Below are 17,390 nucleotides of genomic sequence, written 5' to 3' on the forward strand. Positions count from 1 at the left end.
ATAAGTTGTACAATAAAATCAATCATGTGATAAAGGAGTGGGGAAGAATGAAAGCTACTCATAAAGATTGGATCTTGTTTAATGGGAGAATGATTAATACGAAGGAAGAACAGCCGATGGTCGCATTAGAAGAGCGCGGTTTCCAATTTGGTGATGGTATTTATGAAGTATTTAGACTATACGATGGCAAGCCTCATTTATTAGATTTACATTTAGAACGATTCTTTAACTCTATGGCAGAAATAAAACTAATTCCACCATTTACGAAGGAAGAATTAGTAGAAGAGTTATATCAAATGATTGAAAAAAATCAATTTCAAGAAGATGGGAATGTATATTTACAAATATCAAGAGGTGCACAACCGCGCAATCATGTATATGAATCAGATTTACAACCGACATATTTTGCAAATCTTGTTTCGTTCCCAAGACCAGTTGCTTCAATGGAGGCAGGGATTAAGGTAACAGTAGAAGAGGACATCAGGTGGAAGTTTTGCCATATAAAATCTTTAAATTTACTTCCTAATATTATGATCAAAAACAAAATAAATGAACAAGGATATCAAGAAGCAATATTAGTACGGGATGGCATTGTGACTGAAGGGTGTCATTCCAATTTCTTTATTGTGAAAAATAATAAGTTAATTACACATCCAGCGGATCATTTCATTTTACATGGTATTACACGTCACTACGTGATTACATTAGCGAAAGAGTTACATATCGAAGTAGAAGAACGAGAGTTTTCGTTACAAGAAGTATATGAAGCTGATGAGTGCTTCTTTACAGCGACGCCACTTGAAATATTCCCAGTCATTCAGATTGGTGATGAACAGTTTGGAGCTGGTGAAAGAGGACCAATTACGAAAAAATTACAAGCTGCATATGAAGAGAGTATTCGTTTGTTTAAAGTGACAAATTAATCATGAAGAAAAAAGCTGGTATTCTTCCGGCTTTTTTTCATGATATAATTCAAGCATAGGACAAGTTTTGAAAACGCTGTAAAAAGGGGATTTAATATATGAATTATGAAGATTTTAAAGAAGTAATTCACGGAAGACGAAGTGTTAGAAAGTTTAAAGATCAAGAAGTATCTACTAATGATATAAAAGAAATAATTGATTGTGCGCGTTACGCACCGAGTGATACGAATTCACAAACGTGGGAATTCTTAGTTATCATGAATCGAGAGAAGATTAAAGAAATTGAACAAATGACATGGGATGCATTACATAAACTTGCGGCAAAAGCAGCAGAAAATGGAGAAGAGAAAGCAGGGAAATTACTTACACGTTCTTTCGGACCATATGCAACAGCTTTCTCGGAGGCACCAGTATTAATCGTATGTTTGGCAACACCATATGAATCAAAGTTCCGTGAAAAGATATTTGATCCAATTGCTTTTGTTCCAGATTCAGTTTGGGAAGAAGAAGGGATTAAGAGTAGCTGTTTAGCGGCACAAAACTTAATGTTAGCTGCACATGCAAAGGGACTTGGTACTTGTCCAATGACAGGGCCAGTATTGCTAGCTCAAGATGAACTGCGCCAATATTTACAAATTGAGCCTGAAAAACAAATAAATATGGTTATTTCACTAGGATTTCCGAAAGATAAGCCAAAAAAACTTCCAAGAAAAGAAGTAGAAGAAATCACAACATTTGTTTTTTAAAGTGCTACATAGAAAAGACATTGGACATATCAATGTCTTTTTATTTTTGAGGGGGTATTATATCGATTTGTTGGGCTAAAATGATAAATAAGAAGGAATTACTATTTATTTCATAAAAAAAATTAATGTTCTATTAAGGAAAGTATGATACATTAATCGTGAGCAAGCTTCTATATGTTCATAAAAGTTTTAAAAGTTGTCTTAAAATTTAAAAGTTATTTTTGTATAATAAATTATAATCAAATGACAGGGGGGATGAATTTTGAAAAAATTCATAATCACTGGATTGTCTGTATTGTTATTAGTTGGTTGCGGTGCTCCACAGGAAAAAGAGGACGCGCAATCAAAACAGGAAGAACAAGTTGTAAACGCAAGTGATGAGAATATGGTTGTATTTCCTGAAGGAGCAATGTCAATTGGAGAAGGGAAAGTAAAAGTTATTACTCCAGATGGTACTTCTGAAAACGGCAATATACCGACTGTATTCATCAAAAAGGATACGTTAATTCAGCAAGTTGAATTAGAACTTTCTAATTTTCAAAGTGATAAAGAAACATTCGTATTTGTAGATCAAATGTATACAGATAAACATCAAGTAACTAGTACAACGCAGACAACAGTGCAGTTAAAAGAAAAAACGCTGGAAACAGGTAGTCATACAATTACTGCAGTTCAGTATGAAAACAATGACCCGAAAGGAAAGGTTATTAGTTTTAATCAAGCAACATTTGAGACAAAACCTGCGTCTTAACAAGAATAAAAAGTACATTACTCAAAAAGTAGTGTGCTTTTTTGTTTGGACTAGAGTGTGCAAGAGTGAATAACTTATTTCATTTTCTAATACGATTAAATAGGAAGTAATCACTTGTTACTACTATGACAGAGAAAGAGGTTGAAGATGTGAATCGGTGTATTCGTATCGTCTTGATTAGTATGATGATGGCAGTATTTTGGTTTACGATACAAGAGATGATTCAAGCTACGCTCAATTATCAAATTCATGACTTATCAATAGGAGCTATTTGTTTTACCATTGTTTATCTATTATATCCCGCACTAACGGGCAGTAAGACCTTACCTTAAAACTCGGTATAGGTGAGGAGATTAGGTGGGAGATCAGCTGCCTGTAAATGCACGATTGATGAGGGCTGATAATCATTGGAGATGAACAAACTCTCCAATGATTAAAGTTTCACTTTATGATAAACTCGAATTAAGGTAAGTTTTACAAGAAAAATGTAGGTATTTCATTTGAAATGTCGAATAGTACATACGATGTCGTAATAACAAATTTTCTATTGTTTACTGTGAAACAGAAGAAGGAGAGATAGTAGTTATGAAACGAGCTCTTATTAATATTGATTATACATATGATTTTGTAGCGGAAAAAGGTGCTTTAACTTGCGGAAAACCAGGACAGGAAATTGAGAAGGAAATTGTACATATAACGAAGCAATATATTGAAAATGGAGATTACGTTGTCTTTGCTATTGATAAACATGAAGAAAATGATGTATATCATCCAGAATCAAAGTTATTCCCGCCTCATAATATAGCTGGTACAAATGGAAGAGATTTGTTTGGTGAATTACAAGATGTGTACGAAACATATAAAAATGCAGAGAATGTATATTACATGGATAAAACACGGTATAGTGCATTTGCAGGAACAGACTTAGAGATGAAGCTAAGAGAAAGAGGAATAGCAGAAGTTCATCTTGTAGGTGTTTGTACTGATATTTGTGTTCTTCATACAGCAGTAGATGCTTATAATAAAGGGTTTAAAATTGTAGTTTTTGAAAAGGCGGTTGCATCTTTTAATGCACAAGGGCATGAATATGCACTTGGACATTTTAAGTCATGCCTACATGCAGAAGTGAAGTGAAAAAAGAGGCCTTTAAAAAAGGTCTCTTTTATTTGTCCTTGTTCATTGAAAACAGCTACCGCAACGCCTAATAAATTGAGTGGTCTTGATCCGACAACTTCTCTAATTTCTTCGATATACCCCATTGTAGGTAACCTCATTAAGGAAAAATAAGAGCATATAAACTATTCGTTATTATATAAATATATTCATCTTTATAAATGTAAGAGATGTCAAATATCTCATGTGTTTTATTTGGTAAAATATACATCAAAAAAGGTCAAACAAAAACTTTGACCTTTTTTGACCAAATGTTATAATAAAGGCAGAAAGAGATAATCTTTCATTCATAAATAATAAGGAGGAAAAAATATGCGTAATTTATTTCCAGAGATAACAAAACGTCAAAATGGTATTTTTGATTTTGGGCCTTCTTTATTAGAAGGGATGACAGATGCTTTCTTTAAGCCACTGAACATGGATACTTTTAAAGTAGATGTTCATGAGCAATCTGATAAATATACTGTGAAAGCAGATTTACCAGGTTTTCAAAAAGAAAACATTCAAGTTGATTTTGAACAAGATGTATTAACGATTCAAGCAACTAATCATAATGAAGTAGAAGAAAAAAATGAGAATGGCACATATATTCGTAAAGAACGTTCTATAGGTTCTGTAACTCGACGCTTTAGTTTTAAACAAGTTGAGGAAGAAAATGTTAGAGCAAATTATAAAGATGGCGTACTGACAATTGAATTGCCAAAATTGAAAGAAGAAAAAAGTAGTAAGACAACAATTAATATCGAATAAAAGAGCTGATAAATTCAGCTCTTTTTTTACGTAGTTAATGAATAAATGAGTTGAAATCGTAATGAGATGAATAAAGTTTTAACGTATAAAAAAATTTCACGATTTGCTCCCCCTTAGGTTATTAAAAAGGGTATATTTAAAGGGAAAGGAAAAAGAACAGCTAGACATACTGTTTAAAGTGAATTAGTAATAGAGTCAAAATACATAGTAAGGGTAGCGGCATTTTAGATTAGGATAATAGATTTTTCTGGAACAAACTTAGGCGATTATGAATTTTTTAATTAGTAAGGAAGTGGTTAAATGAGCTTATTAACGTATACGGAAGAATTTTTTAATTATGTAAGAGAGTTTTTACTTTTAAGATTTTTACTATTTGCTTTAGTTTTAATCATTATTTCTTTTGTAATAAACCGTATTATTGATTGGTTTTTTAGGAAATCAAGCTTTTTTGATGAAGAGGTAGAGCAGACAATTCAAAGTGTAATTCGATCTATTTTTAGATATATCATTATCATCAGTCTTATCATATATTTAATTAGCCAATTTGTAGATATAAAAAGTATTATTGCAGGTGCAGGGATAGCTGGAGTTGTCATCGGTTTTGCTGCACAACAGATGCTAAAAGATGTTATATTAGGTTTTGCAAGATTAGCGGACAAAGAGTTTCGAGTTGGTGATTTTGTAACTTTTAACGGAACAAATTCAGGAACTATTGAAGAGATTAGTATTCGTTTTATGCAAATTCGTGAATGGTCAGGAAAACTACTTACCATCCCGCACGGAGAGATTAGAACGATACAAAATTTTAATAAAGGATGGATGCGTGTAATTGAACGCATCACGGTAAGTTATCAGGAAGATCCAACAAGAGTGAAGGAATTGTTAGAAGAAGTATGTGTTATATGCAATGAAAAATTGAATCAAACTCTTTATAGAGTAGAGGATGAGGCTGTTGAACCATTTAAATACGTTGGTGTTACAGACTTAAATCCTAACTTGAAATATGTTGGCTATGAATTTTGTATTACAGGTTTAATAAAGCCAGAAGATTATTTTGAAACTTCTAGACAAGTAAGATTTGAATTAATGTCTATGTTCCATAAGAATCAAGTGCAAATGCCAGCAGCGAATATGGTTGTTACTACTGAAGGTTTACAGCATATCCATGGTGGACAATCTTTATCGGACAGCTAAAGTAGAATCGTTTGTTAACAAAAATTCTGCTTCCAACATTGGATAGAATAACAATAATAAAATGATTGATATAAAGAAAGGGCTGAAGGAATTCGGTTCTTTTTTTATTTATAGAATTTAGAAATTTCTTAATGTTATAATTGTAGTTGGTGATGAGAATGAACTTTGAAGAAAAAGAGATGCGTCGTTTAGAAGCATTAAAAGAAATTGCTGAATTATTAAATGAAGCAACAAACTTACAGGATATGTTAGAAAAAGTGTTGCATACATTGTTACAAGTAATGAATTTACAAACAGGGTGGATATTCTTTATTGATGAAAGTGGAAAGCACAGTATGCTTGTAGACGAAAATTTACCAGAGGCTCTTACGTGGCAAAAGAAGAAGCCGATGTGTGAAGGAAACTGTTGGTGTGTAGAACGTTTTGTAAATGGGAGATTGGAAAAAGCGACTAATATTATTGAATGTAAGCGAATAGAAGATGCAATTGAATGTAATTGGGGAGAGACAGAAGATGTTACACATCATGCGACAATTCCGCTTAGGTCTGGATCAGAAAAATTTGGTCTACTAAATGTGGCTGCACCTCATAAGACTCATTTTTCTGAGGAAGAGTTAGCATTATTAGAATCAATTGCATTTCAAATTGGAACGACAATACAACGTATTCAATTAGTTGAGAAAGAACGTAAATATGTAGTGGTAGCGGAAAGAAATCGACTTGCACGTGATTTACATGATTCAGTAAAACAATTGTTATTTTCTATTATGCTAACAGCGAAAGGTACTCTGAATATGACACAAGATAGAGAATTGCAAGAGATGTTAAGTTATATTGGGGAATTATCACAAGAAGCATTACAAGAGATGACGCTATTAATTTGGCAATTAAGACCTGAAGGATTGGAGAAAGGATTAGCAGAAGCAATTCAAAATTACGGGAAGTTATTAGGAGTTCAAGTGGAAGTTCGAATTGATGGGATGGTTTCAATGGGGGATGAAATAGAAGAAGTTTTATGGCGTATTAGCCAAGAGGCGCTACATAATTGTAAAAAGCATGCTTCGTGTGAAAAGGTACATATTCTTTTGAAAATAGAAAATAACCAGTTACATTTTTACATAGAAGACAATGGAATAGGATTTATACAAGAACAGGTAAGGGAATCAGCACTTGGCCTGAAAAGTATGGAGGAACGTATTCAGTTAATGAAGGGATCGTTTCAAATTATAACAGAGCTGAAAAAGGGTACAAAAATAGAAATTCAATTGCCGATTTGAAGGGGAGAATAAGGTTGAAGATTAAACTGCTACTAGTTGAGGATCATCATATCGTTCGAAGAGGACTTGTATTCTTTTTGAAAACGAGAGAAGAATTTGAAATTATTGGGGAAGCGGAAAATGGCGAAGAGGCATTACATTTCGTGCAAAAAGAAAGACCAGATGTCGTACTAATGGATGTATCGATGCCGAAAATGGATGGAATTGAGGCAACAAAACGTCTAAAGCAATATGATGAGACAATAAAGGTACTTATATTAAGTAGTTTTTCAGAGCAAGATTATGTTATACCAGCACTTGAAGCTGGAGCAGATGGTTATCAATTAAAAGAAGTACAACCTGAGCAACTTGTCGCTTCTATTATTGCAGTACATCAAGGAAATGCGAATTTTCACCCGAAAGTAACACCTGCATTAATGGGGCGTTCTGCAGTAAAGAAGGAAGTAGAAAATCCTTTTTCAATGTTAACGAAAAGAGAGCAAGAGGTACTTCGCGAAATTGCGAAAGGAAGAAGCAACAAGGAGATTGCAGCAGAACTTCATATTACAGAACAAACTGTGAAAACACACGTTTCAAACGTTTTAGCTAAATTGGAAGTGGATGATCGTACGCAAGCCGCATTATACGCAGTGAAACATGGAGAGAATTATTCATAAGCATGAATAATTCTGTTATATCGTATGACAGAATACATAGGAGCAATTAAAAATTATAGTAATCCCTAATATAGGTTTTTCTTCTTTCGATAATTAGGTACAATAAAGTGAAACTCTAATCAGTGGAGGACCATCCCCACTGATGATTAGTTCAACTAATCGGTTTTTACAGGATAAAGCTACGATGGAAGGGGAGGATATGCTATGCCTGGTACAAGAAGTGGGATTGGAAAGATTCAGGCTTCGTTAAATGGTTTATCACCGAAATTGCGAAGTATTGCCGAACATATTTTGAAACATCCACAAGATGTTGTACATAAATCTATTACAGAATTAGCTGAAGTTACGAGTAGTTCCGAAGCGACGATATTCCGCTTATGTAAACACCTTGGTTTGCAAGGTTTTCAAGATTTAAAGATTACATTAGCTCGTGAAATTGTACATACACCGATGCAAAATATTCATGAAGAGGTATCAGCAGAAGATAGTATGGTAACTGTTGCTAAAAAAGTTTTTCATTCGCATATTACAGGACTGCAAGATACTTTACATTTGCTAAATGAAACAGCACTTGAGCAGGCTGTACGAGCTTTGCAAGAAGCAAGGCGAATTGAGTTTTATGGAAATGGTGGCTCTGGTATTATTGCGATGGATGCGTATCATAAGTTTATGAGAACGGGTATTTCTTGTATCGCTCATACTGATTCGCATTTTCAAATTATGGGAGCAGGTTTACTCTCGGAAAATTCAGTTGTTATTGGCATTTCTCATTCTGGTAGCAATAAAGGGTTACTTGAAGCGTTAGAAGTAGCGAAAGCAAGAGGGGCCAAAATTATTGCGATTACGAGCTATAAGAAATCAGCATTAAGTCAGCTTGCTGATATAACGTTATATACATCAACACGTGAGACTGAATTCCGTACAGAAGCAAGTTCATCACGATTAGCACAGTTAAGCTTATTAGATACTTTGTATGTAGGGTTGTCGTTGCAGCGACAAGAAGAAACACTAAAAAATTTACAAAGTATACGTGAAACGATTTCGATGAAGCGAATATAAAAAAGCTCTTCAAATGAAGAGCTTTCAGATTGTAGACAAACTATTTTTGGAGAGTTCAAATGCTAAAAATAGTTTGTCTCGTATTTTATGGATAATTTATCTAATTGTATTTATATGTAGTGCTTTCTATATATAATTTACTATAAGTGAGGAAGGTGTCTTATGAAAATATCCGTTTATGTTGCAAGTGCATTTAGCAAGGGTCATAAAGGCGGAAATAAAGCAGGAGTGGTATTTATTGAGAATACAAATACATTGACCACTACTCAAAAAATGACAATAGCGAAACAACTGGGTTATGCGGAAACCGCATTTATATCAGAATCTGAAATTGCTGATTATAAATTTGAGTATTTTACTCCAAAAGAAGAAGTTGATTTATGTGGTCATGCCACAATTGGCTCTTTCGCGATACTGATGCATTTAAATAAAATTTTCAAGAATCGCTATACGATTGAAACGAACAGCGGTGTTCTTACTATTACCATAACAGATGACATCATATTCATGGAACAAAATAAACCGATATTCTATGATTTTGTATCTCCAAATGAGTTCACCGACTGTTTTGACATTAAAGATATAGACAATAAATACCCAATCCAAATTGTCTCCACGGGCTTAAAAGATATTTTAATTCCTATAAAAAGCGAAACACAATTACATGCACTGCAACCTAATTTTGAAAAAATTAAAGAAATCAGCAAGTATTATAATGTTGTTGGGATGCATCTATATACTTTTAATGACAATCGAATTATATGCAGAAATTTTGCTCCACTATACGACATTAATGAAGAAGCAGCGACTGGAACTTCAAACGGTGCATTAGCTTGCTACCTTTATGAACAGCACTATTTGCAAAAAGAAGTCTATGTATTTGAACAAGGTTATTCTTTACACTCGCCTTCCGAAATATTAGTTAAATTAGCAACCAATAGCAAAAATAAAATAGAAAAAGTTTATGTTGGCGGTAAAGGCTATTACTGTGAAACTAAGTGTTTAAATATAGAAAATATTGAGTGAAGAGCTTTTTTATCGATGAGAAGTTTGTTACTTTATTTTCTTTTAGAAATGTATGACTTACTTATAGTCAGTGATAAACTCTCATTTTTAAAAATTTAAAATAAAGACCGATTTGTGTAATAATTCAAATATTGTTCATAATTTCACAAATTGTTTATGAAGTGTCATGTTATGATGAAGATGTAAAGATGATTGAACACTTAAATTTGGTACAATAACTAGCCAAAGTAGTGAGGAAAGTAGTTGTGAGATAAACTCATTAAAACGCTAAAACACTAAAGGGGAGATCACATATGAAAGCAGTAGTGGTTAATAAAAACAGCAAAGCAAACATCGAAGTGATTGAAAAAGAATTACGTCCGTTACGCTTAGGCGAAGCGTTAGTAGATGTAGAGTATTGTGGAGTTTGCCACACTGATTTACACGTTGCGAATCATGATTTTGGTAACACTGATGGCCGTATTCTTGGTCATGAGGGTGTAGGTATTGTTACGAAAATAGCTGATGATGTTAATTCGCTAAAGATAGGTGACCGTGTAAGTATTGCATGGATGTTCCAATCTTGTGGACGTTGTGAATATTGCGTAACTGGTAGAGAAACATTTTGCCGTGAAGTTAAAAACGCAGGTTATTCAGTAGATGGTGGTATGGCTGAACAATGTATCGTTACAGCTGATTATGCGGTAAAAGTACCAGAAGGATTAGATCCTGCTCAAGCATCATCAATTACATGTGCTGGTGTAACTACATATAAAGCTATTAAAGTATCAGATATTAAACCTGGTCAACCTATTGTAATCTATGGCTGCGGTGGATTAGGTAACTTAGCTATCCAATATGCTAAAAATGTATTTGGTGCAAAGGTAATCGCAGTAGACATTAATGACGACAAATTAGCCTTAGCGAAAGAAGTTGGTGCTGATATGACTATCAATCCAATTTCTCAAGGTCCTGCTGATAAAATTGTTCAAGAGGAGCTTGGTGGCGCTTATGCTGCGGTAGTAACAGCAGTCTCTAAAGTAGCCTTTAACTCAGCAGTTGATGCAGTACGTGCTTGCGGTAAAGTAGTTGCAGTAGGGCTACCAGTAGAAACAATGGACTTAAACATCCCGCGACTTGTACTGGATGGAATTGAAGTAGTTGGTTCTCTAGTGGGTACTCGTAAAGATTTGGAAGAGGCGTTTATGTTTGGGGCAGAAGGAAAAGTAGTGCCGGTTGTTCAAACTTGTTCGCTAGATAAAGTACAAAATGTATTCGAAGAAATGGAACAAGGTAGAATTCAAGGGCGTATGGTAATTGATTTTAAAAAACATAATTGTGATTGCAAATAATTCACTTTAAATATAAAAAGCATGAGTCTAGCAAAGGACATGTAAAAAAGTTAAACAGCATAAGAAGATGATCCCTGTATTTAATAGGGATCATCTTCTTTATTTTCTACTAATATCGATGCCAATTAATACTTGATTAATGAGAAATGATTAAAGGTTTACTTTATTTGCAAACGAAAAGGAATCTTTATGTTTAACAAATTTTTTATGATCTGGAACGTTTTGAATTGCTACAATTTGCGAATCTCTTGCTTTCAGTGCATCTTGAATCCCGATGGTCATAAGCTTAATAAATAGAATCGTAATAAAGAATGAAGCGAGAGTATAAAAAATAATCCACCATGAAAGATTCATTTCATTACGATTTAATCCAATAAGACCTGCCCAATCATTAGATAGAGAAACAGGTTTGAGCACTCCGTCATAGAGTTCACGCATTTGTATGCCGCCAATTACAATGTTAAGCAACGCTAAATGGATAACGAGTATGAGTGTTTGGACGATATGTTCCATAAATAATACAAATAAGCGGTCAAGTAATAAGACTCGTAAGTGTTTTTTAATAATATGAAAACGACTAGCCCCCAGTAATTGTGAACTTAAGATGTAATCTTGTTTCATAAATTCATCAACCTCTGAGGATATGTATAAAGAAAGTGTAGGCAGAGCGACGAAAATAAGTACGAGTACTTGATAAAACGTAAATGAAATATTTGGATCTACCCCATCAGCATTTGATGTGATTATAATATTAACGGGCGTGATGAGTATGAATGCGATAAATAGAGTTGGAATATAATAAAAAACTTCTGAGCATGACTGGAAAAATCTCTTGAGTTTTGGAGCATATAAACTTAAGAGGATTCCTATACATGTTCCGCATAAAATTCGAAAGAAGCTAATTGCTACGGCTAATAAAATAGTGAATTTTGCTCCTTCTACAATTTGTAAGAAAACAGACTCTCCAAAACGATCAGATCCAAAAGGTGGAATTAACGATGGCGGAAAGGGGGCCTTTCCAAGTAATTCGTTATTGTCATTGTAAAGTAACTGAGGAGGTTTTGGGATGTTATCTTTAAAGAACCAACTATAAATAAAACTAGCTGAAATAAGTATGAATAGATAAGTAAAGCCGATTAAAAAGCGTTTTGATTTCCAAATAGATTTCATAATGATACTCCTTTCAATTGCTTTTTCCATCTATTCATCATGAATGAGACTATTTGGAAAATGGCATAAAACGGTAAAATAATCATAACAAGTATGATAAATGCAGCGGGAGGTGAAACAAACGCCTTATTAAATAGAAATTGAATAATGCCTTCCATATTAAAAACAAATTCTAAAATGAATAAATTAGAAAGTAAGAAAACAAAAATCGTTTTTAAATGGTGAAAGAAGTGGATAGATATATTTTTGAATAAATGAATGCAGAGTATATAACTTGATGAAAGACCTTTTCCATATGCAACCTCTACGTAATGTTTTCCTTCTTCTTCTTTTATGTATAACACCATCATCCGAAACATTTGTAATGTAGGTAAGACAGCTAATGATAAAATAGGGAGTAAATAAGCTCGATTTTCATTAAAAGAAATAATAGTGACAGGAGATTCCCCGAATTTTTGAAGTACCCATATGAAGAATATTTGCAAACAAATCATCATCATCATATCAGGGACAGCTTCTAATATGAACACAATTCGGTTTATCCATTTTTTTATATAATCTTTCGCTAAAAAATAAAAAAATGCCATGCTAGATGATAGAAAGAGAGCAAGAAAAAAGGCTAAAAATAATATAGTAAATGAATATAGGTAAGGTTCTAAAACAGTTGGAAATAATGGTGTTTTTTTGAAATGGCCAAACTTCGGGTCTGATCCTATAATCACTAATGATTCAGGGGAGAAGACCTGTTTTAACATGGTAACGATCTGATTAAAAAAATAAATTGGTTGAAAGGTAAACCCTTGTTGAGTGATAAATAAATAAGGTAAATTTAATAATAGTAAGAGTGATAAAAGAATTGATGAAAGCTTAATTGTGAATTGAGATATTTTATTTAACATTAAATCCCTCCGACATCTTTTTACAACATTATACAATAAATTCTATATTATTGTTTTATTTTTCTGAAAAATAAAAATACTATTAAATTTTATAGTATGTAAGATATATTTACAAGATAAAAAAGTGATAGCAGGGGGGCCGCGCTCTATGTTTATCAAGATAAAAGGACTAGTGAATCTAAAACAATAAACAAGAGCAAAATGCACAGAATTCTCATTCTGCGGGTAGTTACTTTTCTTGGCTTGATGGTTATGTAACGTGATCCCTAAAAATGAATATTGCTTTTCAACGCTTTTTCATGCAAATGAGTAGAACGTATGGAGGACTATGTATGTGTTGTTAATGAGAGGAAAGAGTGTATTGCGTAAAGAAGATAACGTAATTTTACCGCACGGAAAAGCTAAATTTAGTATATAAGTGAAATGGAATGAGGGGATTTACTTTTTGTTGTGAAAAAAATTTTCTTTTTATAACTTGATAAATAAAAAATATTTTATATAATAATTCATGTAAACGGTTTACTAAATCGTATTTTGCTAGAAATGAAGGGAAGATTCGCATGGAAACAAGGGGGAGAGTAATCGGGATTGATATCGGTACCACAAGTACAAAAACGGTTGTGTTCACAGAAAAAGGAAAAGTCATTGCATCACATGCAATCGATTACCCAATTATTCAACCGAATGTAGGATGGGCTGAGCAAGATCCTGATGTAATATGTGCCGCTGTATACAAAAGTGTAAGCGTTGCCATTGAAAAAGGTAATGTATTACCAGAAGATATTTCTTCAATCGGTATTAGTACAGCTATGCACGCATTAATTGCAGTAGATGAAAATGGTGCGCCATTAACGCGTTCTATCATTTGGGCAGATAATCGAAGTACGAAGCAATCAGAAAAATTATTACAACAAATGAATGGGCATGAAATTTATAGACGTACAGGTACACCGATTCATCCGATGTCACCACTTTCTAAATTGTTATGGATGAAAGAAGAGGAACCAGAGTTATATACAAGTGCCTATAAATTCATTTCCATTAAAGAGTATGTGATTTACCAATTATTTTCACGCTACGTAGTTGATTATTCGATTGCTTCTGCTACAGGGTTATTTAAATTAGAAACATTAAACTGGGATGAAGATGTTTTGACTATGTTACATATGTCACCAGAACAATTATCAACCCCTGTACCCACTACATATATTTTATCAGGTATGAAGCCAGAATTAGCACAGAAGATGGGGATAAGTGCAGAAACACCAATTGTCATCGGAGCAAGTGATGGGGTTCTTGCAAATGTAGGAGTTGGTGCGATATCACCGGGTGCGGCTGCAATTACGATTGGAACGAGTGGTGCGGTTCGAACAATCTCATCAAATATAAATACAGATGAGAAAGGGAGAACGTTTTGTTACGCATTAACAGATGAGCACTGGGTAATCGGTGGTCCAACGAATAACGGCGGAATATTACTGAGATGGTTACGTGATGAATTTGGTAGTCCAGAGCAAGAAGTAGCAAGAAAGCTCGGCATTGATCCTTATGATTTATTAATTAAATATGCAGAAAGCGTACCAGCTGGAGCGGATGGGCTATTGTTCTTACCTTTCTTATCTGGAGAACGCGCACCTTACTGGAATGCAAACGCTCGTGGTACATTCTTTGGAATCAATCTTCAACATAAACGAGAACATTTTATACGTGCAGTGATGGAAGGTGTTTGTATGAGTGTATATTCAGTAGCACTCGCAATCAGGGATTGTACAGGGCCACTTACTGAAATACGAGTTTCAGGAGGATTTGCAAAATCTGCATTTTGGAGACAAATGTTGTCCGATATGATGGGAAAAGAATTGCTTGTACCTGAAAGTCATGAAGCATCTGCGCTTGGGGCGGCGGCAGTTGCTTTATATGCTGTAGGAAAAATTGATTCTCTTGAAGAGGTAAAGGATTGGATTGATATTGTCCATCATCATGTACCGAATAAAGAAAATACGGCTATATATTTAGAAATGTTTTATATGTATGAACGACTTTACAATCGCTTGAAAGAAGAATTTGATTGTATAGCTGCTTTCCAACGTAAACAATAGGGGGATTGGGAGAAATGGTAGTTGGGATCGTACTAGCGGCAGTTGTCATACTACTTTTACTTATTACGGTAGTAAAATGGCATCCATTTGTCGCATTAATTTTAACAGCAATTGGTGTAGGTTTAGCAATGGGAATGCCTTTAATTGGAACTTCACCAAAAGATCCAGGGATTATTGATTCTATTAAACTAGGGCTTGGTAATACGTTAGGCTTTTTAGCGATAGTTTTAGCACTAGGAACGATGCTTGGAAAAATGATGGCCGAATCTGGCGGTGCTGAACGTATCGCTAACACATTAATTAATCGTTTTGGGAAGAAACGAGTTCACTGGGCGATGATGTTCGTTGCATTTTTAGTAGGGATTCCGGTATTTTTCCAAGTTGGATTCGTCCTATTAATTCCGTTAGTATTTACAATTGCGTTAGAAACCGGGGTATCACTTATTACAATCGGTATTCCGCTAGTAGCAGGACTGTCAGTCGTACACGGACTTGTCCCACCGCATCCAGCGGCAATGGCGGCAGTGGGTATTTTTAAAGCAGATGTAGGGAAGACAATTTTATATGCGTTAATTGTCGGACTTCCAACTGCAATTATTTCAGGTCCACTTTACGGGAAATGGATTGGTGCTCGTATACATAAGGAAGTACCATTAGATATAGCGGAGCAATTTATTGAAAGAGATAAGAAGAAAGAACTTCCTAGCTTCGGAAATACATTGTTTACTATTTTACTTCCAGTATTTCTTATGCTTGGTGCATCCATTGCTGAAGTAGCGTTACATAAAACGAGTCAACTTGCACAAGTGTTACACTTTATTGGAGATCCAATAGTCGCTTTATTAATTGCAACGATTTATTCTTTCTTTAGCCTTGGTTATGCAAAAGGATTTTCTAAAGATAAAGTATTACAATTTACAAATGATTGCCTTGGGCCAATTGCAAACATACTGTTAGTAATTGGTGCTGGTGGTGCATTTAATAAGGTATTATTAGATTCTGGAATTGGTACTACAATTGCTGAAATGGCGAAAGAATCACATATTTCACCAATATTACTTGGATGGGGAATTGCTGCACTTATCCGAGTTGCGACAGGATCGGCAACTGTTTCTATGATGACAGCAGCTGGTATTGTTGCGCCGATTGCAGCAAGTACACCAGGTGTAAATGTTGAATTATTAGCACTTGCAACAGGTGCAGGGTCATTAATTTTATCACACGTGAATGATTCAGGATTTTGGATGATTAAAGAGTATTTCGGAATGACTGTGAAAGAAACGTTATTAACATGGACTGCAATGGAGACTATATTATCTGTAGTAGCACTTGGGCTAATTTCGATATTAAATATATTTGTATAGAATAGGAGATTGATTAATATGAAACTAGGATTAATTGGATTAGGAAAAATGGGATTCCCATTAGCTGAACACTTACATGAAGACAAGCATGAAGTAGTTGTATACGATGTAAATAAAGAGCTTGTAGAAAAGGCAGGAAAACTAGGAATTACTGCACGTCATACATTAAAAGAAATGATCGCTGAATTAGAAGCTCCTCGTACGATCTGGGTAATGGTGCCTGCAGGAGAAGTTGTAGAGTCAGTATTAAAAGATGTGTATCCGTTATTAGATGAAGGTGATATCGTTATTGAAGGTGGAAATTCATTCTATAAAGATACGTTACGCCGTGCTGAAGAAGCAAAAAGCTTCGGATTACATTATGTAGATATCGGTACATCTGGCGGTGTAGAAGGAGCTAGATACGGTGCTTGTTTAATGGTTGGTGGAGAAAAAGAAATTTACGACCAATTAGAACCTTTATTTAAAGATTTAGCAGTAGAAAATGGCTATTCTTATGCTGGCCGCGTTGGTAGTGGTCATTTCTTAAAAATGGTTCATAACGGTATTGAATACGGCATGATGCAAGCAATTGCTGAAGGATTTGAAGTACTAGATAAGAGTGACTTTGATTTCAATTATGAAGATGTTGCAAAAGTATGGGCGAACGGATCAGTAATCCGCGGTTGGTTAATGGACTTAACTGAAAAAGCATTTGCAGATGATCCTAAACTTGATGGCATTAAAGGTGTAATGAACTCTTCAGGAGAAGGGAAATGGACTGTTGAAACTGCGCTTGAGTTACAAGCAGCGGCACCAGTAATCGCGATGTCATTATTTATGCGCTATCGTTCTCAGGAAGATGATACATTCCATGGAAAAGTAGTTTCAGCACTACGTAATCAGTTCGGTGGACATGAAGTTGTAAAAAAATAAGGATGTTTTTGAAAAGAAACTTGTGCATAAGCGCAAGTTTCTTTTTTATAGTTTAAG

17 protein-coding genes and 1 pseudogene are annotated in these 17,390 nt (G+C 34.4%); 15 read left to right on the top strand and 3 right to left on the bottom strand.

The window, feature by feature from the left end:
- The first annotated feature begins 47 nt into the window (after positions 1 to 47).
- From dat to BUA87_RS02405, 5 genes are all read left to right on the top strand, one after another.
- Positions 48 to 923 carry a D-amino-acid transaminase gene (dat, locus tag BUA87_RS02385; RefSeq protein ID WP_000648384.1) on the top strand — a complete coding sequence of 292 codons (876 nt, stop codon included), beginning with the start codon at positions 48 to 50 and terminating at the stop codon, positions 921 to 923.
- Between the two features lie 98 nt (positions 924 to 1,021).
- The gene (locus BUA87_RS02390) at positions 1,022 to 1,669 is read left to right on the top strand and encodes a nitroreductase family protein (RefSeq protein WP_001105280.1); all 648 of its coding nucleotides are present in this window, start codon (positions 1,022 to 1,024) and stop codon (positions 1,667 to 1,669) included.
- A 262-nt stretch (positions 1,670 to 1,931) separates the two neighbouring features.
- Entirely contained in the window at positions 1,932 to 2,420 is a 489-nt protein-coding gene (locus tag BUA87_RS02395; RefSeq protein WP_000713496.1) for a putative periplasmic lipoprotein, read from the top strand.
- Positions 2,421 to 2,545: 125 nt separating this feature from the next.
- A complete protein-coding gene (locus BUA87_RS02400; RefSeq protein ID WP_000136534.1) occupies positions 2,546 to 2,752 on the top strand; it encodes a hypothetical protein in 207 nt (68 codons plus the stop codon).
- A gap of 253 nt (positions 2,753 to 3,005) precedes the next feature.
- Positions 3,006 to 3,554, top strand: a complete 549-nt coding sequence (locus tag BUA87_RS02405; protein WP_000816757.1) for a cysteine hydrolase family protein — start codon at positions 3,006 to 3,008, stop codon at positions 3,552 to 3,554.
- A 29-nt stretch (positions 3,555 to 3,583) separates the two neighbouring features.
- Here BUA87_RS02405 and BUA87_RS31590 read toward each other — a convergent pair.
- Positions 3,584 to 3,679: pseudogene (locus BUA87_RS31590) on the bottom strand (DNA mismatch repair protein MutT); the annotation flags it as partial.
- A gap of 226 nt (positions 3,680 to 3,905) precedes the next feature.
- Between BUA87_RS31590 and BUA87_RS02415 the strand changes: the two are divergent.
- The 7 genes from BUA87_RS02415 to adhP all read left to right on the top strand — a co-directional run bounded on the left by BUA87_RS02415 (position 3,906) and on the right by adhP (position 10,886).
- Positions 3,906 to 4,343: an Hsp20/alpha crystallin family protein gene (locus BUA87_RS02415; protein ID WP_001245053.1), complete on the top strand. Its 438-nt coding sequence runs from the start codon at positions 3,906 to 3,908 to the stop codon at positions 4,341 to 4,343.
- Between the two features lie 300 nt (positions 4,344 to 4,643).
- Positions 4,644 to 5,537, top strand: a complete 894-nt coding sequence (locus BUA87_RS02420) for a mechanosensitive ion channel family protein (RefSeq protein ID WP_000055434.1) — start codon at positions 4,644 to 4,646, stop codon at positions 5,535 to 5,537.
- Between the two features lie 179 nt (positions 5,538 to 5,716).
- Positions 5,717 to 6,814 (top strand): two-component system sensor histidine kinase CasK, encoded by a 1,098-nt coding sequence (gene casK, locus BUA87_RS02425; protein ID WP_170857911.1) that lies wholly within the window; start codon positions 5,717 to 5,719, stop codon positions 6,812 to 6,814.
- Positions 6,815 to 6,828: 14 nt separating this feature from the next.
- The gene (gene casR / locus BUA87_RS02430) at positions 6,829 to 7,470 is read left to right on the top strand and encodes a two-component system response regulator CasR (RefSeq protein ID WP_000694629.1); all 642 of its coding nucleotides are present in this window, start codon (positions 6,829 to 6,831) and stop codon (positions 7,468 to 7,470) included.
- Positions 7,471 to 7,674: 204 nt separating this feature from the next.
- Positions 7,675 to 8,529: a MurR/RpiR family transcriptional regulator gene (locus tag BUA87_RS02435; RefSeq protein WP_001119651.1), complete on the top strand. Its 855-nt coding sequence runs from the start codon at positions 7,675 to 7,677 to the stop codon at positions 8,527 to 8,529.
- 162 nt (positions 8,530 to 8,691) lie between these two features.
- On the top strand, positions 8,692 to 9,555 hold the full coding sequence (locus BUA87_RS02440) for a PhzF family phenazine biosynthesis protein (protein ID WP_072938320.1): 864 nt from the start codon (positions 8,692 to 8,694) through the stop codon (positions 9,553 to 9,555).
- 293 nt (positions 9,556 to 9,848) lie between these two features.
- A complete protein-coding gene (gene adhP, locus BUA87_RS02445) occupies positions 9,849 to 10,886 on the top strand; it encodes an alcohol dehydrogenase AdhP (protein WP_071714350.1) in 1,038 nt (345 codons plus the stop codon).
- 150 nt (positions 10,887 to 11,036) lie between these two features.
- Here the strand turns inward: adhP and BUA87_RS02450 are convergent, their stop codons facing one another.
- Together BUA87_RS02450 and BUA87_RS02455 are read right to left on the bottom strand one after the other, a co-directional pair.
- Entirely contained in the window at positions 11,037 to 12,056 is a 1,020-nt protein-coding gene (locus tag BUA87_RS02450; RefSeq protein WP_000836572.1) for an ABC transporter permease, read from the bottom strand.
- A complete protein-coding gene (locus BUA87_RS02455) occupies positions 12,053 to 12,955 on the bottom strand; it encodes an ABC transporter permease subunit (RefSeq protein ID WP_000932680.1) in 903 nt (300 codons plus the stop codon). The genes BUA87_RS02450 and BUA87_RS02455 overlap by 4 nt, the downstream gene beginning before the upstream one ends.
- 560 nt (positions 12,956 to 13,515) lie before the next feature.
- Between BUA87_RS02455 and gntK the strand changes: the two genes are divergently transcribed.
- Genes gntK through gnd form a run of 3 tightly spaced genes read left to right on the top strand, consistent with a single transcriptional unit; the run spans position 13,516 to position 17,333 of the window.
- Positions 13,516 to 15,054 carry a gluconokinase gene (gene gntK, locus BUA87_RS02460; RefSeq protein WP_000449995.1) on the top strand — a complete coding sequence of 513 codons (1,539 nt, stop codon included), beginning with the start codon at positions 13,516 to 13,518 and terminating at the stop codon, positions 15,052 to 15,054.
- Positions 15,055 to 15,068: 14 nt separating this feature from the next.
- Positions 15,069 to 16,418: a GntP family permease gene (locus BUA87_RS02465; protein WP_000260205.1), complete on the top strand. Its 1,350-nt coding sequence runs from the start codon at positions 15,069 to 15,071 to the stop codon at positions 16,416 to 16,418.
- Between the two features lie 18 nt (positions 16,419 to 16,436).
- Positions 16,437 to 17,333 carry a phosphogluconate dehydrogenase (NAD(+)-dependent, decarboxylating) gene (gnd, locus tag BUA87_RS02470; protein ID WP_000765981.1) on the top strand — a complete coding sequence of 299 codons (897 nt, stop codon included), beginning with the start codon at positions 16,437 to 16,439 and terminating at the stop codon, positions 17,331 to 17,333.
- Positions 17,334 to 17,390 lie beyond the last annotated feature (57 nt).

This window comes from Bacillus sp. bc15, from assembly GCF_900142585.1.
Classification (GTDB): Bacteria; Bacillota; Bacilli; order Bacillales; family Bacillaceae_G; genus Bacillus_A; species Bacillus_A cereus.